The sequence below is a fragment of the Pseudomonas sp. LBUM1657 genome (genome assembly GCF_059716075.1).
In genome coordinates, this window is record NZ_CP166799.1 from 1,379,261 (window position 1) to 1,397,432 (window position 18,172).

The 18,172-nt window shown below is 60.5% G+C and carries 16 protein-coding genes; 7 read left to right on the forward strand and 9 right to left on the reverse strand.

Features of this window, described 5'->3' with window-relative positions:
* Positions 1–45 precede the first annotated feature (45 nt).
* The 4 genes from ACA055_RS06200 to pdxH all read left to right on the forward strand — a co-directional run bounded on the left by ACA055_RS06200 (position 46) and on the right by pdxH (position 5,812).
* Complete coding sequence (locus tag ACA055_RS06200; protein ID WP_497682821.1) at positions 46–2,511, forward strand: beta-galactosidase; 2,466 nt, start codon at positions 46–48, stop codon at positions 2,509–2,511.
* A gap of 236 nt (positions 2,512–2,747) precedes the next feature.
* Positions 2,748–3,893: a serine hydrolase domain-containing protein gene (locus ACA055_RS06205; RefSeq protein ID WP_497682822.1), complete on the forward strand. Its 1,146-nt coding sequence runs from the start codon at positions 2,748–2,750 to the stop codon at positions 3,891–3,893.
* Between the two features lie 116 nt (positions 3,894–4,009).
* Positions 4,010–5,140 (forward strand): OmpA family protein, encoded by a 1,131-nt coding sequence (locus tag ACA055_RS06210; protein WP_497682823.1) that lies wholly within the window; start codon positions 4,010–4,012, stop codon positions 5,138–5,140.
* A gap of 24 nt (positions 5,141–5,164) precedes the next feature.
* Complete coding sequence (gene pdxH / locus ACA055_RS06215) at positions 5,165–5,812, forward strand: pyridoxamine 5'-phosphate oxidase (protein WP_497682824.1); 648 nt, start codon at positions 5,165–5,167, stop codon at positions 5,810–5,812.
* Between the two features lie 5 nt (positions 5,813–5,817).
* On the opposite strand, the gene ACA055_RS06220 is transcribed toward pdxH, so the two are convergent.
* Entirely contained in the window at positions 5,818–6,054 is a 237-nt protein-coding gene (locus ACA055_RS06220; RefSeq protein WP_497682825.1) for a hypothetical protein, read from the reverse strand.
* Positions 6,055–6,224: 170 nt separating this feature from the next.
* Here ACA055_RS06220 and ACA055_RS06225 point away from each other — a divergent pair, with 170 nt between their 5' ends.
* A complete protein-coding gene (locus tag ACA055_RS06225; protein WP_064676178.1) occupies positions 6,225–6,689 on the forward strand; it encodes an outer membrane lipoprotein in 465 nt (154 codons plus the stop codon).
* Positions 6,690–7,435: 746 nt separating this feature from the next.
* Here ACA055_RS06225 and nhaA read toward each other — a convergent pair.
* Positions 7,436–8,623, reverse strand: a complete 1,188-nt coding sequence (nhaA, locus tag ACA055_RS06230) for a Na+/H+ antiporter NhaA (RefSeq protein WP_497682826.1) — start codon at positions 8,621–8,623, stop codon at positions 7,436–7,438.
* 250 nt (positions 8,624–8,873) lie between these two features.
* Here nhaA and ACA055_RS06235 point away from each other — a divergent pair, with 250 nt between their 5' ends.
* On the forward strand, positions 8,874–9,968 hold the full coding sequence (locus tag ACA055_RS06235) for a PLP-dependent cysteine synthase family protein (protein ID WP_497682827.1): 1,095 nt from the start codon (positions 8,874–8,876) through the stop codon (positions 9,966–9,968).
* A gap of 116 nt (positions 9,969–10,084) precedes the next feature.
* Here the strand turns inward: ACA055_RS06235 and ACA055_RS06240 are convergent, their stop codons facing one another.
* The 3 genes from ACA055_RS06240 to ACA055_RS06250 all read right to left on the reverse strand — a co-directional run bounded on the left by ACA055_RS06240 (position 10,085) and on the right by ACA055_RS06250 (position 13,136).
* Positions 10,085–11,698, reverse strand: a complete 1,614-nt coding sequence (locus ACA055_RS06240) for an NAD(P)/FAD-dependent oxidoreductase (RefSeq protein ID WP_497682828.1) — start codon at positions 11,696–11,698, stop codon at positions 10,085–10,087.
* 113 nt (positions 11,699–11,811) lie between these two features.
* Positions 11,812–12,477: a COG3650 family protein gene (locus ACA055_RS06245; RefSeq protein WP_497682829.1), complete on the reverse strand. Its 666-nt coding sequence runs from the start codon at positions 12,475–12,477 to the stop codon at positions 11,812–11,814.
* A 59-nt stretch (positions 12,478–12,536) separates the two neighbouring features.
* On the reverse strand, positions 12,537–13,136 hold the full coding sequence (locus ACA055_RS06250; RefSeq protein ID WP_497682830.1) for a short chain dehydrogenase: 600 nt from the start codon (positions 13,134–13,136) through the stop codon (positions 12,537–12,539).
* Between the two features lie 105 nt (positions 13,137–13,241).
* Between ACA055_RS06250 and ACA055_RS06255 the strand changes: the two genes are divergently transcribed.
* On the forward strand, positions 13,242–14,150 hold the full coding sequence (locus ACA055_RS06255; RefSeq protein ID WP_497682831.1) for a LysR family transcriptional regulator: 909 nt from the start codon (positions 13,242–13,244) through the stop codon (positions 14,148–14,150).
* 185 nt (positions 14,151–14,335) lie between these two features.
* Here the strand turns inward: ACA055_RS06255 and ACA055_RS06260 are convergent, their stop codons facing one another.
* The 4 genes from ACA055_RS06260 to livH are packed head-to-tail and all read right to left on the reverse strand — an operon-like array spanning position 14,336 to position 17,978.
* The gene (locus ACA055_RS06260) at positions 14,336–15,037 is read right to left on the reverse strand and encodes an ABC transporter ATP-binding protein (protein ID WP_497682832.1); all 702 of its coding nucleotides are present in this window, start codon (positions 15,035–15,037) and stop codon (positions 14,336–14,338) included.
* Positions 15,038–15,805, reverse strand: a complete 768-nt coding sequence (livG, locus tag ACA055_RS06265) for a high-affinity branched-chain amino acid ABC transporter ATP-binding protein LivG (protein WP_497682833.1) — start codon at positions 15,803–15,805, stop codon at positions 15,038–15,040.
* Positions 15,802–17,058, reverse strand: coding sequence for a high-affinity branched-chain amino acid ABC transporter permease LivM (locus tag ACA055_RS06270; RefSeq protein WP_497682834.1), 1,257 nt, complete (start codon positions 17,056–17,058; stop codon positions 15,802–15,804). The genes livG and ACA055_RS06270 overlap by 4 nt, the downstream gene beginning before the upstream one ends.
* The gene (livH, locus tag ACA055_RS06275) at positions 17,055–17,978 is read right to left on the reverse strand and encodes a high-affinity branched-chain amino acid ABC transporter permease LivH (protein WP_497682835.1); all 924 of its coding nucleotides are present in this window, start codon (positions 17,976–17,978) and stop codon (positions 17,055–17,057) included. Before livH ends, ACA055_RS06270 begins: the two co-directional genes overlap by 4 nt.
* Positions 17,979–18,172: the final 194 nt, after the last annotated feature.

Consider the following 18,172-nt stretch of genomic DNA (forward strand, 5'->3'; position numbering starts at 1 on the left):
TTTTCCACTGGCCCATTGATGGTCGTTAGGGAGAATTTCGTTCTCATGATTCGCCGTTCGCTGCCCGCTGTATTTGCTCTGATGTTCGCGGCCCCTTTGCTGGCGGCGCCTGCCAGCCAACAGACGCTATTCAACTTTGTGCGCCCCGCCGACGTGGTCCAGGTGGCGACTCAGGACGCCAGCCTGCCGCAATCCAATGCCGAACAAACGGCCGAAGGCGAAGTGTTGCGTCGGGTGACCTTCAATCCGGTGGCCCAGCCGACGTTGCGCTTGACCCCGCAAACCGGTGCCTGGGACTGGTCGCAGTCAGGCGTCATGAGCCTGCGGATCCAGAGCGCGATGAATTGGGCCTTGACCCTGTATGTGAAAATCCAGAGCAACGACGGCAAAACCCTGATCAGTCGCGTGGATCTGCCCGCTGGCCCGGCGCAAACCCTGTTGGTGCCGTTGGTCGCCAGTTCGCCGTTGAGCCAGGGCATGAAAGCCGGCCCGCCGATGCCGATGAATGTCGACGGTCAGCGCGTATTGCTGGCCAGCAGTGCCGGGGAACTGGATCGCAGCCAGGTGGTGTCGGTGACCTTGTCGATGGATCAGCCGAAAGTCGCCCAGAGCATCCTGCTGGAGCGCTTTGGCGTGCAGGACGGCGAGGCTGTGAGCAAAGTGGTCTATGGCGGTCTGGTGGACGCTTACGGTCAATCGACCCGCGCGAAATGGCCGGAGAAAGTCAGCAACGACGACCAGCTGAAATCTGCCGCCGCCAAAGAACAGCAACAACTGAAAACCTGGCTGGCCGAGCGCGGGAAGTCGTCCCTGGACAAGTTCGGTGGCTTGAACAAAGGCCCGACCTTCAAGGCCAGCGGTTTTTTCCGCACCGAGAAACGTGACGGTCGCTGGTACCTGGTGACCCCGGAAGGGCATCCGTTCTATTCCCTGGGCGTCAACACCGTGACCCCGGACGTCAACCAGACCTACATTGCCGGTCGCGAATGGATGTTCCAGTCCCTGCCAACCCCTGACGAGCCTCTGGCCAGCCATTACGGCGAAGGCGACAACCGTGGCGGCAACGGTGCCGATCGGGGCCGAGGCTTTAACGCCGGTCGCTGGTACGATTTCTATGGCGCCAACTTGCAGCGTTTGTATGGCGAACCTTGCACCCTGGGCAGCGACACCAAGGCCGGAGTCGCCGAAGCAGCCAAGGCCGACGCTGTCGAGGCAACGGCCGATAAGGCCGCTGAACCGCCTGTTGTTCCTTCGACGGCCGAATCCGGCGTCGCTGAAGCCGCCAGGACCGACGCAGCCCAGGCGACGGTCGCGAAAACGGCTGAACAGCCAGCAGCCGAACCCTGCAAAGCGGTGTTTGATGAACAACGTTGGGCCAGCCATACCCTCGATCGCCTGCAAGCCTGGGGCTTCAACACCCTTGGCAACTGGAGCGCTCCGGCGCTGAGCAAAGCTGACCGCGTGCCCTACACCTTGCCGTTGTCGATCGTCGGCGATTACGCCAGCATCAGCACTGGCACCGATTGGTGGGGGGGCATGCCCGACCCGTTTGACCCGCGCTTCGCCATGGCCACCGAACGCGCCGTGGCCATTGCCGCTCGGGATCATCGTGACGATCCGTGGGTGATCGGTTACTTCGCCGATAACGAACTGGCCTGGGCCGGACCCGGTGATGACCCGAAGGCCCGCTACGCCTTGGCGTATGGCACGTTGAAAATGACCACTGACGTGCCGGCCAAGCGTGCGTTCCTCAAGCAACTGCGGGACAAATATCGCAATCAGGCCGGTCTGTCGAAAGCCTGGGGCATTGATCTGCCGGCCTGGGAGTTGATGGAAGACCCAGGCTTCGTGCCGCCGCTGCCAAGCGCCGAATACCCGGAAATCGAAGCCGACTTCAAATATTTCCAGAAGGTTTTCGCCGACACGTACTTCAAAACCATTTCCGACTCGCTCAAGTGGCACGCGCCAAACCAGCTGTTGCTGGGCGGCCGGTTTGCCATCAGCACCCCGGAAGCGGTTGAGTCCTGTGCGCAGTATTGCGACGTGGTGAGCTTCAACATGTACACCCTGCAACCGCAGGACGGATACGACTTCGCCAAACTGCGCAGCCTCGACAAACCGGTGTTGATCACCGAATTCAACTTCGGATCTAAGGATCGCGGTCCGTTCTGGGGCGGCGTGACGCAATTGGCCAAGGAAGAAGACCGCGGCCCGGCCTATGCGAATTTTCTCAAACAAGCGCTGAGCGAACCGTCGATTGTCGGGGTGCACTGGTTCCAGTATCTCGATCAGCCTGTGACCGGGCGCCTGCTGGATGGTGAGAACGGACACTTCGGGCTGGTGGGCATTACGGATCTGCCGTTCCAGGGCTTTGTCGACAGCGTGCGCAAGAGCAACCTGGCGACTGTCGATCAGTTGGGCAAAGAGGCCGGGAAGGTTCAGGCCAATGCGGAGAAAGCCAGCCATGACGCAGCGGGCGGCAAAAAAGGTGATGCCGGTAATGGCCACTGAGTCCTGACGGACCGCGTTATCGTTCTTCGCGAGCAAGCCCCCTCCCACAGTTGACCGAGGTGTCCAGACGGACGCTGGTTCAATGTTGGAGCGGGCTTGCTCGCGAAGGCATCAGCAGCATCACCGCTGGTTTCCAGCGGATAACCGGGCGACCGCCCAGCCCGCCCCTGTTCCCAAAACCCTCAAGGGCTGGAACAATGCGGGCCACTTAGTGCATATATCCAGGGGAGTGGCGGGTGCAGATTCAGGGTTATTACGAGCTGAAGTTCGAAGCGGTGCGTGAGGCTTTCACGGCGTTGTTCGACGATCCTCAGGAACGTGGCGCAGCGTTGTGCATCCGGATCGGCGGCGAAACGGTTGTCGACCTTTGGGCCGGTACCGCCGACAAGGATGGCTTTGAAGCCTGGCACAGCGACACCATCGCCAACCTGTTCTCCTGCACCAAGACCTTCACCGCCGTCACTGCCCTGCAGCTGGTGGCCGAAGGCAAGCTGCAACTGGATGCACCCGTTGCTCGCTACTGGCCCGAGTTCGCCGCCGCCGGCAAAGGCTCCGTGACCCTGCGCCAATTGCTCTGCCATCAAGCCGGTCTGCCGGCGCTGCGCGAGTTGCTGGCTCCGGAAGCGCTTTACGACTGGCAAACCATGGTGGACGCCCTGGCCGCCGAAGAACCGTGGTGGACGCCCGGTCAAGGCCACGGTTATGCGGCGATTACCTACGGCTGGCTGGTCGGTGAGTTACTGCGTCGGGTCGACGGTCGCGGGCCAGGTGAATCCATCGTGGCACGGGTAGCCAAGCCCTTGGGGCTCGATTTTCATGTCGGCCTGGCCAAAGAAGAGTTCCATCGTGTGGCGCACATCGCCCGTGGCAAGGGCAATGTCGGCGATGCCGCCGCCCAGCGCTTGCTGCAAGTGACCATGCGCGAGCCGACGGCCATGAGCACCCGGGCCTTCACCAACCCGCCGTCGATCATGACCAGCACCAACAAACCCGAGTGGCGCCGGATGCAGCAACCCGCCGCCAATGGCCACGGCAATGCCCGCAGCCTGGCCGGGTTCTATGCCGGACTGCTCGACGGTAGCTTGCTGGAAGGCGAAATGCTCGACGAGCTGACCCGTGAACACAGCATCGGCGAAGACAAGACTTTACTGACCCGGACCCGTTTTGGCCTGGGTTGCATGCTCGATCAACCGGACGTGCCCAACGCGACCTACGGCCTCGGCCCTCGTGCGTTCGGCCATCCCGGCGCCGGCGGTTCCATCGGTTTTGCTGACCCGGAACACGATGTGGCCTTCGGCTTTGTGACAAACACCCTGGGGCCGTACGTCTTGATGGATCCGCGCGCACAAAGGCTGGTGCGCGTACTGGCCACTTGTCTGTAAAACCCGCTCAAGGGTTCCAGAACCGGAACCTGAAAGCCTTTTCGGTTTCAAAGCGTCTGTTTATGCGGGCCAGCCCGGTCTGATTTTTTCATTTCTTCATTTTTTGTGGATATCCAATGTCAACCAAACAAACCCTCGCTTTGGCACTGTGCTTCGCTATCACCGGTTGCGCACAAACCCCAAAAAATGACGCAGACGGCGGCAGCTGGTGGCCGTTCGGTTCCTCCGACAAAGTCGCGGCCAAAGACCCGGCTAAAGGCTCAACTCCAGCTCCGGCTCCAGCACCTCTCAAGCCTGCCGCCACCGCACCGGTAGCCAAGACTGAAAGCTCCAGCCCTTGGTACTGGCCGTTCGGCTCCGAGGAAGTCCTCGACAAAAAACCAGAGGTAAAGGCTGAAGCCAAGCCTGAAGCCAAGCCCGTCGAAGTGGCCAAGGCTGAGGCAGAAGCCGGTGGCAAATGGTGGTGGCCGTTCGGTGGCAAGGAGCAGAGCACCGCCAAAGCCGTGCCAATGCCTGACCCCAAAGTCACCCAGGCCTGGCTCGACGACTACGAGCCGCGCCTGCGCGAGGCGATCAAGGGCAGCAATCTGCAACTTGAACGCCGTGAAAACGTATTGGTAGTCACTGCGCCGGTAGAAGGTTCTTTCAACCCGGATCGTCCGGCCATGTTGTTGCCGGTCGTTCTCGGTCCGTTCACCCGCGTCGCGAAAATCCTCGAAGTCGATCCGAAAACTGCCGTACTGGTGCTCGGTCACAGCGATACCTCGGGCGCCGTGCCGGCCAACGTGAAATTGAGCCAGGAACGAGCGCAGTCGGTCGCGGCGATCTTCCGTCTCAGCGGTCTGCAGCGTGATCGCCTGATGCTGCGCGGCATGGGTGGCGAAGCCCCGCGTGCAGCCAACGACAGCAATGAAGGCCGTGCCTTGAACCGTCGTGTGGAACTGTTGGTCACCCCGCAAAACACCATGGTTGCGTTGCTGAGCAAGTACAACATGCCGGCTCCGGCGCCAGTCAAATTGGTTGCTGCCCAGGACGTCAAGCCAGTGGCCAAGCCAGTTACCCCGGCACCCGCCGCGAAGAAAGCCGATGTACCTGCGGCGAAGAAGGCCCCGGCCAAGAAAGCCGCCAAGGCTCCAGCCAAGAAAGCCCCAGCTAAAACCGCCACCCCGGCGAAAAAGACTGCTCCGGCCAAAGCCGCTGCTGACTCGAAAAAAGTCGCCGTCGCAGACGATGCCGCAAAGAAGTGATTCGTTAACCAAAAGGAATGCGCCATGACCCAGGGCCTGGCTGATATGCGTCGCGATTACACCCGAGATGGCCTGACCGAGGCACAAGCCCCGGCCGAACCGTTCGGGCTGTTCCATCAGTGGTTTGCCGACGCGGTAAAAACCGAGCAGGCACCGGTGGAAGCCAATGCCATGACCCTGGCCACCGTCGATCAGGACGGTCGACCGCATTGCCGCATTCTGTTGCTCAAGGGGCTGGACGAGCAGGGCTTCACTTTCTTCACCAATTACGACAGCGCCAAGGGCCAGCACCTGGCCGCGAATCCGTTCGCGGCCATGACCTTTTTCTGGCCCGCCCTGGAGCGCCAGGTGCGCATCGAAGGGCGGGTGGTGAAGGTCACGCCGGAGGAATCCGACGCCTACTTTCAAGTCCGGCCACTGGGCAGCCGCCTCGGTGCCTGGGCTTCGCCCCAGAGCCGGGTGATCGCCGATCGCGCCGAGTTGGAAGGGCTGCTCAAGAACACCGAGCAACGCTTCAGCGATACCCAGCCGCACTGCCCAGAACATTGGGGCGGATATCGTCTGCTGCCTGAGCGCATCGAATTCTGGCAGGGCCGTCCGAGCCGTCTGCACGATCGCCTCAACTACCGCTTGCAGGGCGCCGATTGGTTTCTTGAACGTCTGGCACCCTAGGCAGTCTACCGACCGGGATAGCCTGCCGCAGCGGCCTCCAGCCACTGCGGCAGGTCCCGACGCTTAATCTTCTGCGCTTGAGCGTTCGCCAGTTGCTGGAGCATGAAGGCCTTCTTGTGCTCGTCGTTACCCGCCAGGGCTAACGCCAGGTCGCGGTCCATCCAGCGTTTGATGCGCACGTACAACCACCCGTGGAAGTACAGACCGGCGACAGTGGTGACGACAATGATGAAGTAATCCATGAGAATCCTTGGGTCAGCGGCGCAGATTCCGGAATATGACGCTACTGTGTGGTGAGTTCGTGAAGGCGGCCTGTACCGGAACTGAATGAAACCAATTTTATCCGGGCGATGCCGTGACAGGCGTCAAGCTGCGGAGTTTAATGAATACCTGTCCTTTTGGAGTTGATGCTATGCGTAAGTCTGTTCTGTTGGTTGCTTCCTTTTCCACCATGGCGATGTTGCTCACTGGCTGCCAATCGAACCTGACCGGTGACTCCTACTCCCGTGACGAAGCGCGTCGCGTACAGACGATTCGCATGGGCACCATCGAAGCGTTGCGTCCGGTAAAAATCGAAGGTACCAAAACCCCGATCGGCGGCGCCGCAGGTGCTGTGGTTGGTGGTGTCGGCGGTAGCGCCATCGGCGGCGGTCGCGGCAGCATCGTCGCAGCGGTCATCGGCGCAGTCGCCGGCGGCCTGCTGGGTTCGGCCACCGAAGAAGGCCTGACCCGCACCCAGGGCGTGGAAATCACCGTCCGCGAGGACGACGGCAGCATGCGCGCCTATGTACAACAGGTTCAGGAAAACGAAGTTTTCCGTGTTGGCGAGCGGGTGCGGATTGCTACGGTTGATGGCACGAGCCGCGTATCGCACTAAGCGCAAGCGGGTAAAAGAAAACCCCGATCAGGTGACTGGTCGGGGTTTTTTTTCGCATGCAGTGAGAGATGGAGCCTGACTGGGGGGGCATATCCGTTTCTGCGGTAATGGCTGCTGACGGTTTCGCTTTTACAGCGAGTCACTTTCGAAAAGCGCGAAAGTAACCAAAGCGCTTTTGCCCCGCCATTCGGTGCCTCGCCCAGGCTCGGCATGCCGTAACGAAGGCATTGCTCCGGGGGCCCGCCGCCATCGGCCATCCATGGCCGGGGGCGGCTACCGCGGCATCCCTGCCGCGGTGCCCCCTGCGCAACGCCTGCGTTCGGCCTCTGGGAAAGGGGCGGCAGATCTGAAGCCGAAGCAAAGCAACGGCAATGGCAACGGCAAGATCAAGATCAACAGCTTCGCGAGCAAGCCCGCTCCCACAGGGGAACGCGTGCGCTTGAAAGATCAGGCCGGCCGGTAGGCCGCCTCGCTTTTGCGGTGCACGCCCCCTCGAGAGACAGAGTGGAGGTTCTGCGCAGTGGGCAACCCGGCATGGATGCCGGGTTACCCGCCCCCGGCCATGGATGGCCGATGGCGGCGGGCCCACGGAGCAGGACCGGAGCGAGGGCACCCTGAGCCTAGGCGAAGGGCCGAACGAAAGGGGCAAAAGCCCTTGGTTACTTGGGGCTCTTCCAAGTGACTCGCTGTAAAAGCGAAACCGCCAGCAGCCGTTACCGAAGCAACGGATATGTACACGATCAAAACTAAACCGCCGAGCTAATACTCTTGCGACTCGCCACCGCCGTCACCGCATAACCGATCAACGCCGCCAGTATCGATCCAGTCAAAATCCCCATTCGATCCATCCCGGCATATTCACTGGCGCCCGGCACAAACGCCAGGGAGCCGACAAACAGACTCATGGTGAAGCCGATGCCGCAAAGGATGGCCACACCCAGCACCTGGCCCCAGTTGGCGCCTTGGGGCAGGGCGGCGATGCCGATTTTTACCGCCAGCCAGGTCAGGCCGAAGACACCGAGGGTCTTGCCCAGCAGCAAGCCGACCGCGATGCCCATCGGTACGTGGTGGGTAAAGCTTTCGAGGGTGACGCCGCTGAGGGACAGGCCCGCATTGGCGAAGGCGAACAGCGGCAGGATGCCGTAGGCCACCCACGGATGCAGGGCGTGCTCCAGGGTCAGCAAAGGTGACGGCTCGGCGTTTTTGGTACGCAGCGGGATGCAGAAGGCCAGGGTCACGCCGGCCAATGTCGCGTGGACACCGCTCTTGAGTACGCAAACCCAAAGAATCAACCCAATGATCATGTACGGCCCGAGCTTGACCACGCCCAGCCGGTTCATCGCGATCAGCGCCACGATGCAGGCCGCGGCGAGCGCCAGGGACAGGGTCGACAACGCGCCGGAGTAGAAGATCGCAATAACGATGATGGCACCGAGGTCGTCGATGATCGCCAGGGTCATCAGGAACAACTTCAACGAGACGGGCACGCGCTTGCCGAGCAGGGCCAGCACGCCGAGGGCGAACGCGATGTCCGTGGCCATCGGAATGGCCCAGCCACTCAAAGCTGTCGGATCATCGCGGTTCAAGAACCAATACAGCAGCGCCGGCACCACCATGCCGCCAATGGCAGCCGCGCCGGGCAGGACGATCTGCGAAGGCTTGGACAGCTGACCGTCGAGGACTTCACGCTTCACTTCCAGGCCGATCAGCAGGAAGAACAACGCCATCAGGCCGTCGTTGATCCACAGCAGCAAAGGTTTGGCGATCTGCAGCGCGCCGATCTGGGTGACGACGGGCGTGTCCAGCAGGCCGTTGTAGAGCCATGCCAGCGGGGAATTGTTGATGATCAAAGCCAGGGCTGCAGCGGCGATCAGTAACAGACCGCTGGCAGCTTCCAACTGAAAGAAACGCGTGAAAGTGCTACGCAGAGGCAAGGTCGCTCTCCATCGATGAGTTCAAAAGGTGGCACACCCTAACCCGTACCGTTAGTTGTTAAAACAAAAGTTATATTCTTTTTTGTTATATGCCATTACGACGCCAGCGCCCACCACGGAGCAGAGCCTAGCAGTTGCCGGACGTATTGAACCTCAGCTGTACCTGTGCGTGATGTAGGTTTTTTCCTAAGCTTGTGAATTGAGCCTTGCGATAAGGCCGACTCTTGCCTGATTCAACGAGAAAACCACCATGAGCGACAATCGACAGTGGGCCCGCGAAGCCATCCGGATTATCGAAGCCGACTTCCAGCGCAGCGCCGACACCCACCTGATTCCCTTGCCGCTGCCAGGTTTGCCGGGTATCGAGTTGTATTTCAAGGATGAGTCCAGCCACCCCACCGGCAGCCTCAAGCATCGGCTGGCCCGCTCATTGTTCCTCTATGCGCTGTGTAATGGCTGGCTCAAGCCTGGTGCGCCGGTGATTGAAGCGTCCAGCGGTTCGACGGCGATTTCTGAGGCGTACTTCGCCCGGTTGCTGGGCCTGCCGTTCATTGCGGTGATGCCGGCGAGTACCTCCAAAGAGAAGATCGCGCAGATCGCGTTCTACGGCGGCAAGAGTCACCTGGTAGATGATCCGACGCAGATTTACGCCGAATCCGAACGTCTGGCTCGCGAGCATGATGGTCACTTCATCGACCAGTTCACTTACGCTGAGCGCGCCACCGACTGGCGAGCGAACAACAACATCGCCGAATCGATCTTCCAACAGATGCGCTTTGAACAGCACCCCGAGCCGAGCTGGCTGATTTCCAGCCCCGGCACCGGCGGCACCACCGCAACCCTCGGTCGATATGTGCGTTATCGCCAGCATTGCACCCGCGTGCTTTGTGCCGATGCCGAGCGCTCGGTGTTCTTCGATTACTACCAGACCGGCGATGCCAGCCTGCGTCTGGACCACGGCTCGCGGATTGAGGGCATTGGTCGGCCACGGGTTGAGGCGTCGTTCCTGCCCAAGGTGATTGATGCGATGGTCAAAGTGCCGGACGCGTTGTCGCTGGCGGCCATGCATTACCTGGCGCAGCATTTGGGCCGGCGGGTGGGCGGATCGAGCGGGACCAACTTGATCGGCGCCTTGATGGCGGCCCTGCAGATGGTGGCGGCGGGGGAATCGGGGTCAATCGTGGCGATTCTGTGTGACGGCGGCGAGCGCTATGAAACCAGCTATTACGATCAGGCCTGGCTCAAAGCCCAAGGGTATGAGCTGAGTGGTTTGATTGATGCCGTTGCGGCGAGTGCCGAGCGTGGCGAGCCGCTGCCGGATACGGTGTTGCGCGCCAATATCTGACACCGACATCAAATGTGGGAGCGGGCTTGCTCGCGAAAGCGGTAGGCCAGCCAACATTTCTGTTGAAGGTTAAGCCGCCTTCGCGAGCAAGCCCGCTCCCACAAGGGGGATTTGCGTCAGTCTTTGAGGCCGAGGATATCTCGGGCTACCGCTTCAGCAATTCGAATCCCGTCCACACCTGCCGACAGAATCCCGCCCGCATAACCTGCGCCTTCACCGGCCGGGAACAAGCCTTTCACGTTCAGGCTCTGCATCGACTCATCGCGGGTAATACGCAGCGGCGACGATGTGCGCGTTTCGATCCCGGTCAACACCGCATCGTGCAGCGAGTAACCACGAATCTGTTTCTCGAACGCCGGCAAGGCTTCGCGAATCGCTTCGATGGCAAACGCCGGCAAGGCCAGCGCCAGATCGCCCAAGGCAACCCCCGGTTTGTAGGACGGCTCAACACTGCCCAACTCAGTGGACGGCTTGCCTGCAATGAAGTCGCCGACCAGCTGCGCCGGTGCCTCGTAGTTGCTGCCGCCGAGCACATAGGCGTGGGATTCCAGGCGTTCCTGCAACTCGATGCCAGCCAGCGGGCCGCCCGGGTAATCGACTTCCGGGGTGATCCCGACGACGATCCCGGAGTTGGCGTTGCGTTCGTTACGCGAGTACTGGCTCATGCCGTTGGTGACCACGCGGCCCGGCTCGGAAGTCGCCGCCACCACGGTGCCGCCCGGGCACATGCAGAAGCTGTAGACCGAACGTCCGTTGCTGGCGTGGTGCACCAGTTTGTAATCGGCGGCACCCAGTTTCGGGTGGCCGGCGTACTTGCCCAGGCGCGCGCGGTCGATCAGCGACTGCGGGTGTTCGATGCGGAAACCCACCGAGAACGGCTTGGCTTCCATGAACACACCACGGCCGTGGAGCATGCGGAAAGTGTCCCGGGCGCTGTGGCCCAAGGCAAGAATCACGTGTTTCGAATGAATTTGTTCGCCGCCGTTGAGTTCGACGCCGACCAGTTGGCCGTCTTCGATCAACACGTCGGTGACCCGCTGCTGGAAGCGCACTTCGCCGCCGAGCGCGCGAATCTGCTCACGCATGTTCTCCACCACGCCGGTCAGGCGGAACGTACCGATGTGCGGCTTGCTGACGTAGAGGATTTCTTCCGGCGCGCCGGCCTTGACGAACTCATGCAGGACTTTGCGCCCGATGAACTTCGGGTCCTTGATCTGGCTGTAGAGCTTGCCGTCGGAGAACGTCCCCGCGCCGCCTTCACCAAATTGCACATTGGATTCGGGGTTGAGCACGCTTTTACGCCACAGGCCCCAGGTGTCCTTGGTGCGCTGACGCACTTCGGTGCCGCGTTCGAGAATGATCGGCTTGAAGCCCATTTGCGCCAGCAGCAGGCCAGCGAAAATCCCGCATGGACCGAAACCGACGACCACAGGCCGTTGTTCCAGATCGGCCGGCGCCTGGCCGACCACTTTGTAGCTGACATCCGGCGCCACGTTGACGTTACGGTCATCGGCGAACTTATGCAGGACCAAAGCTTCATCGCGAACGTTGAGGTCGATGGTGTAGATGAAGCACAGTTCGGAGGACTTTTTGCGCGCATCGTAGCTGCGCTTGAACAAGGTGAAATCGAGCAGGTCATCGCTGGCGATGCCCAGGCGCTGCACGATGGCAGGGCGCAGGTCTTCTTCGGGATGGTCGATCGGCAACTTGAGTTCGGTGATTCGTAACATGACGGGATCCGGTTCGCGGGGCGCACAACTGCGCCAGGGCGGAAGGTGTACAGACAAGAGCACAAACCGGCGATTATAAGCCCCAAAGACGGATGTCCGTGAGGCTAAAACGATCAGTCGTCACGCGACCCGCCGAAATACCCGCAGCCGCGCTGAACCTGGCCGTCGATGCGCAGTTCGGCGCTCATGTGCTGGACGCTGCCGGTGGTGCTGTCGACGCAACGTTGTGGCGCGACCCACAGTTCGATGCGCTGGTTATTGGCTTCGGTGCTGAGGTTGAAACGGCCATCACCCAGTTGCTCTTCGACGTAGGGCAGGGCCAAGGGTGGCTGACCGGCGCGGTCGATGACCATGCCTTTGCCGCTGACTTTGACACTCCACTCCGGCCCATGCCCGGCGGCGCGCAGGATCAGCTGTTTAAAAATGGGATCGTTGCACGCAATGCCAGAGCGCTCGACGCGGTACAACTGCGCAAGATCGAGTCGGCTATCGGCACCACTGGCAACGATGCGGCCACGGACGTCGGCGAACAGCTTGCCTTGGGCATCCGCCAGGGTCGCGGCCTCTTGCAGGACGCTGGTGCCGCCGGTGTCGTTGACCACATAACTGCGCTGTTCATTGCACGGCTGGAACAGCAGCTTGCCGTCAGCCGCCGTCAACTGGCCCTGCATGCGGGTCTGGCCCACGTGGGAGGCATTTTCCCGGGGGCCATCGAGCAACTGGCAGGCGGCGAACAACGGCAGCAGGGCAACAAGGACTAAGGAACGGGCAACACGCATCTTTGGGTCTCCTGACAAGTGTCGCCACGTTACGCAGCCTGACCGTTCATCACAAGGGTTTAGCCCACGTGAAAGGTCTGACCTGTCTGCAAGCCTTCCACACTTTTTGCGTAGGCCAATGCCACATCAGCCGCTGGAACGGGTTTGTAGCCACGGAAGTACGGCGCATAGCTGCCCATGGCTTCGACCAGTACGTTCGGGCTGACCGAGTTCACCCGCAGGCCGCGGGTCAGTTCGATGGCCGCCGAGCGGACGAAACTGTCGAGGGCGCCGTTGACCAGCGCTGCCGAGGCACCGCTGCGAATCGGGTCGTGGCTGAGCACGCCGGTGGTGAAGGTGAACGAGGCGCCGTCATTGGCGAATTCGCGGCCGATCAGCAGCAGGTTGACCTGGCCCATCAGTTTGTCTTTCAGGCCCAGGGCAAAACTGTCTTCTGTCATTTCGCTCAACGGCGCGAAGGTCACGTTGCCGGCGGCGCAAACCAGCGCGTCGAACTTACCGGTCTGCTCGAACAGTTTGCGTATCGAGGCGCTGTCGCTGATATCCACATGAAAATCACCGCTGTTGCGGCCAATACGAATGACCTCGTGACGTTCGGACAGCTCCTTGTCGACCGCCGAACCAATGGTGCCGCCTGCGCCTATCAAAAGAACTTTCATGCTGCTGATCCTCGGGTGGAATGAATGAGGCTTCAGTCTAGAGTGGTTTTTTCTGCTGATAAGCGCGCTAATAGGCAACCTTTGGTTTTCAAATGGAAACAGTCCATGAGCGAGATGGATGATCTGGCGGCGTTCGCGGTGTTGATCGAAGCGGGGAGTTTCACCTTGGCGGCGCAGCAATTGGGTTGCAGCAAAGGCCAGTTGTCCAAGCGCATCAGCCTGCTGGAAACGCGGTTTTCCGTGGTCCTATTGCAACGCACGACGCGGCGCTTGAGCCTGACGGCGGCAGGCGCTGCATTGCTGCCGCAGGCCCAGGCGCTTGTAGTTCAAGTGGAGAGGGCGCGTCAGGCATTGGCGCGGTTGAAGGACGACATGGCCGGCCCGGTGCGTATGACGGTTCCGGTTTCGCTGGGGGAAACCTTCTTCGATGGTTTGCTGCTGGAGTTCTCTGGCCAGTATCCGCAGGTGCAGATTGAGCTCGACCTGAGCAACAGCTATCGGGATTTGTCCCGCGACGGTTTTGACCTGGCCGTTCGTTCCGAAGTGGCCAACGACCAGCGGTTGGTCGCGCGTCCGCTACTGGCATGGCACGAAATGACCTGTGCCAGCCCGGCTTACCTTGAGCAGTACGGCGAACCGCTGTCGCCCCATGAGCTGGCTGAGCATCGGTGTCTGCTCAACAGTCATTACAGCGGCCGCGAAGAATGGCTGTATCACCAGCAACATGAACTGCTGCGGGTGCGGGTATCGGGACCGTTTGCCAGCAATCATTACAGCCTGTTGAAAAAAGCTGCATTGGCCGGGGCCGGCATTGCACGGCTGCCGTCTTACTTGCTGCAGGCGGAATTGGCTGACGGGCGTTTGCGCTGGCTCCTGCGTGATTATCAGACCCGTACTATGCCGATGTACCTCGTGCATCCTTATCAGGGTGGGTTGCCGAAGCGCACCCAAGTGTTGGCGGATTATTTGATTGGCTGGTTCAAGCGTAGTGGTGAGGCGTTGGACAGGCTTTAACTGATCACATAAACCCCAGTGGGAGCGGGCTTGCTCGCGATGGCGGTTTCACATTCAACATTGATGCCGGCTGATAATCTGCATTCGCGAGCAAGTCCGCTCCCACATTGGATCTTCATTGTTGTTGAAGTGGGGCCAGGCATAAAAAAACGGCCCGCAGGCCGTTTTTTTGTTACCGCTAAGGCTCAACCACCGAGGTACGCTTCACGCACTTTCGGATCGGTCAGCAGTGCTTCACCGGTGCCTTGCATCACGACGCGGCCGTTCTCCAGAACGTACGCACGGTCAGCGATTTTCAGCGCCTGGTTAGCGTTCTGCTCCACGAGGAACACCGTCACCCCATCCTTGCGCAGCTGTTCGATGATGTCGAAGATCTGCTGGATGATGATCGGCGCCAGACCCAGCGAAGGCTCGTCGAGCAGCAACAGCTTGGGCTTGCTCATCAACGCGCGGGCGATGGCGAGCATTTGCTGTTCGCCACCGGACATGGTGCCGCCGCGTTGGTTGAAGCGTTCTTTCAGGCGTGGGAAAAGTCCGAGAACCTTGTCCATCTGTTCCTGATAATCGCCCTTTTCGGTGAAGAAACCGCCCATGGAAAGGTTTTCTTCCACGGTCAGACGGGCAAACACCCGACGACCTTCCGGCACTACGGCGATGCTCTTGCGCATGATCTGCGCCGAGGTCTGCCCGACGAGCTCTTCACCCATGTACTTGATGCTGCCGCTGTGGGCTTGCGGCGAGCCGCAAAGCGTCATCAGCAGGGTGGATTTGCCCGCGCCGTTGGCACCGATCAGGGTGACGATTTCACCCTGACGGATTTCCACGTTGACGCTGTGCAGGGCCTGGATCTTGCCGTAGAAGGTGGAAACGTTTTCGAATTGCAGCATTTACGCTTCCCCCAGGTAGGCTTTGATCACTTCAGGATTGTCGCGGATCTGTTCCGGCGTGCCGTCGGCCAGGGGCGTGCCCTGGTTGATCACGACGATATGGTCGGAAATGCTCATGACCAGTTTCATGTCATGTTCGATCAGCAGCACAGTCACGTTGTGCTCTTCACGCAGCATGCTGATCAGCGCCTTGAGGTCCTCGGTTTCCTTCGGGTTCAGGCCGGCGGCCGGTTCGTCGAGCATGAGGATCCGCGGGCGGGTCATCATGCAGCGAGCAATTTCCAGGCGACGCTGCTGACCGTAGGCCAGGGTGCCGGCCGGACGGTTGGCAAACGCCGTGAGGTTGACCTTGTCCAGCCAGTACTCGGCGAATTCCATCGCCTCGCGCTCGCTCTTGCGGAACCCCGGCGTCTTGAACAGGCCCGCCAGGAAGTTGGTGTTCAGGTGACGGTGCTGGGCGATCAAGAGGTTCTCGACCGCGGTCATGTCCTTGAACAGCCGCACGTTCTGGAAGGTCCGCACCACGCCTTTGAGAGCGATCTTGTGGCCGGGCAGGCCCTCGATCGCTTCGCCGTCCAGCAGGATGCTGCCGCCGCTCGGTTTGTAGAAACCGGTCAGGCAGTTGAACACGGTGGTCTTGCCGGCGCCGTTGGGGCCGATCAATGCCACGACCTGTTTTTCTTTTACGCTCAGGGCTACGCCGTTGACCGCCAGCAAGCCGCCGAAGCGCATGCTCAGATTTTCTACTTTAAGGATCTCGCGGCTCATTTGCGCAGCTCCATGTGAGGACGTTGCATGGGCAGCAGACCCTGAGGGCGCCAGATCATCATCAGCACCATCAAGGCGCCGAACATCAACATGCGGTACTCACTGAACTCACGCATCATTTCCGGCAGCAGGATCATCACCACGGCCGCCAGGATCACGCCCAGCTGCGAGCCCATGCCACCCAACACCACGATAGCGAGAATGATCGCCGACTCGATGAAGGTGAAGGACTCCGGTGTCACCAGACCCTGGCGGGCGGCGAAGAAGCTGCCGGCAAAGCCGGCGAAGCTGGCGCCCAGGGTGAAGGCCGACAGCTTGATGACCGTAGGATTGAGACCCAAGGCACGGCAGGCGATTTCGTCTTCACGCAACGCTTCCCACGCGCGGCCCAATGGCATGCGCAGCAAGCGGTTGATGACAAACAGTGCCGCCAGTGCCAGGAACAACGCAACCAGGTAAAGGAAAATCACCTTGTTGATCGAGTTGTAGGCCAGGCCGAAGTACTCGTGGAAGGTTTGCATGCCTTCGGCGGCTTTACGTTCGAAGGTCAGGCCGAAGAAAGTTGGTTTCTCGATGTTGCTGATGCCGTTCGGACCGCCCGTAAGGCCGGTCAGGTTACGCAGGAACAGACGGATGATTTCACCGAAGCCCAACGTCACGATCGCCAGGTAGTCGCCACGCAGACGCAGCACCGGGAACCCGAGCAGGAAGCCGAAAGTGGCCGCCATCAGACCGGCGATCGGCAGGCAGATCCAGAAGCTCAGGCCGTAGTAATGCGACAGCAACGCATAACTGTAGGCGCCGACGGCGTAGAAGCCGACATAACCCAGGTCCAGCAGACCGGCCAGGCCGACCACGATGTTCAAGCCCAGGCCGAGCATCACATAGATCAGCACCAACGTTGCGATATCCACCGCCCCGCGAGAACCGAAAAACGGCCAGACCAGCGCACCGGCGATCAACGCAATGATGATCCAGCGCTGAGTGTTCGGCAGGGTCAGGAAGTTACTGGCCTTGGCCGGAATCAGCGGCATGTTTGGCGAGGAGCGCCAGGCCGAGCTGATCTGCTGGTCGAACAGCACCCGCAGGAACATCAGCACCGAGCAAACGGCGATGGTGATCAGTGTGGCGTCACTGGTGCCATGGACTTCGAGGTTGATGCCGACGATGGTCAGTTTCAGACCCAGTACCGGGTAGGCAACGGCCCACACCAGCAAGGCGCTGAACAACGCCTGTTTAAGATTCCTAGTCATACTTTCTCAACCTCCGGACGGCCCAACAGGCCGGTTGGCCGGAACAACAACACCAGGACCAATAGACCGAACGCCACGACGTCCTTGTACTGGTCGCCGAAGATATCGGCACCAAAGGCTTCTGCCACCCCAAGCACGATCCCGCCGAGCATGGCTCCAGGGATGCTGCCGATACCGCCCAGTACTGCTGCGGTGAAGGCTTTGAGGCCGACAAGGAAACCGGCGTTGGGGTTGATCACGCCGTATTGCATGCTCAGCAGCACGGCCGCGATGGCCGCCAGTGCGGCACCGATGACGAAGGTCAGGGCGATGATGTTGTTGGTGTTGATACCCAGCAGGTTGGCCATCTTGATGTCTTCGGCACAGGCGCGGCAGGCGCGACCCAGGCGAGAGCGGGAGATGAACAGCGTCAGGCCGAGCATGGCGACGAGCGTCACCACGAACACCACGATTTGCATATAAGAAATCAGCACTTCTTGTGCGCCACCTGGTCCGAAGGAAAAGTTACCGGGGATCAGGTTGGGGATGGATTTGTCCTTGGAGTCTTGCGCCAGCAGAACCGTATTCTGCAGGAAGATCGACATGCCGATAGCGGAAATCAGCGGAATCAGACGGTTGCTGCCGCGCAATGGGCGGTAGGCGATCCGTTCAATGCTGTAACCGTAGGCACTGGTCACGACGATGGTCGCGATGAAAGCGGCGGTCATCAACAGTGGAACACTGTCGAGTCCCATCATTGCCAGCCCGGCGATGGCGATGAACGCCACGTAAGAGCCGATCATGTACACCTCGCCGTGGGCGAAGTTGATCATTCCAATGATGCCGTAAACCATCGTATAGCCGATGGCGATCAGGGCATACGTGCTGCCAATGGTCAGACCATTAACCAGCTGCTGGAAGAAGTGATAGATGTCAGGCATTACAGCGCTCCTAAAAACCTGATACGCATTTCACTGGTGGAGTCATTTTCCCGCTCGAGCCCCGTGGATCTGCACCCACTTCGAACGCGAGGTTTGCCAGCGAACCGCTGATGACGGTTTTGAGATTTTCAGGTGGGGAGACTGGCGGATCACGCCAGCGCGGCCCAATTACGTTCGTAAAACAAAGCCCACGG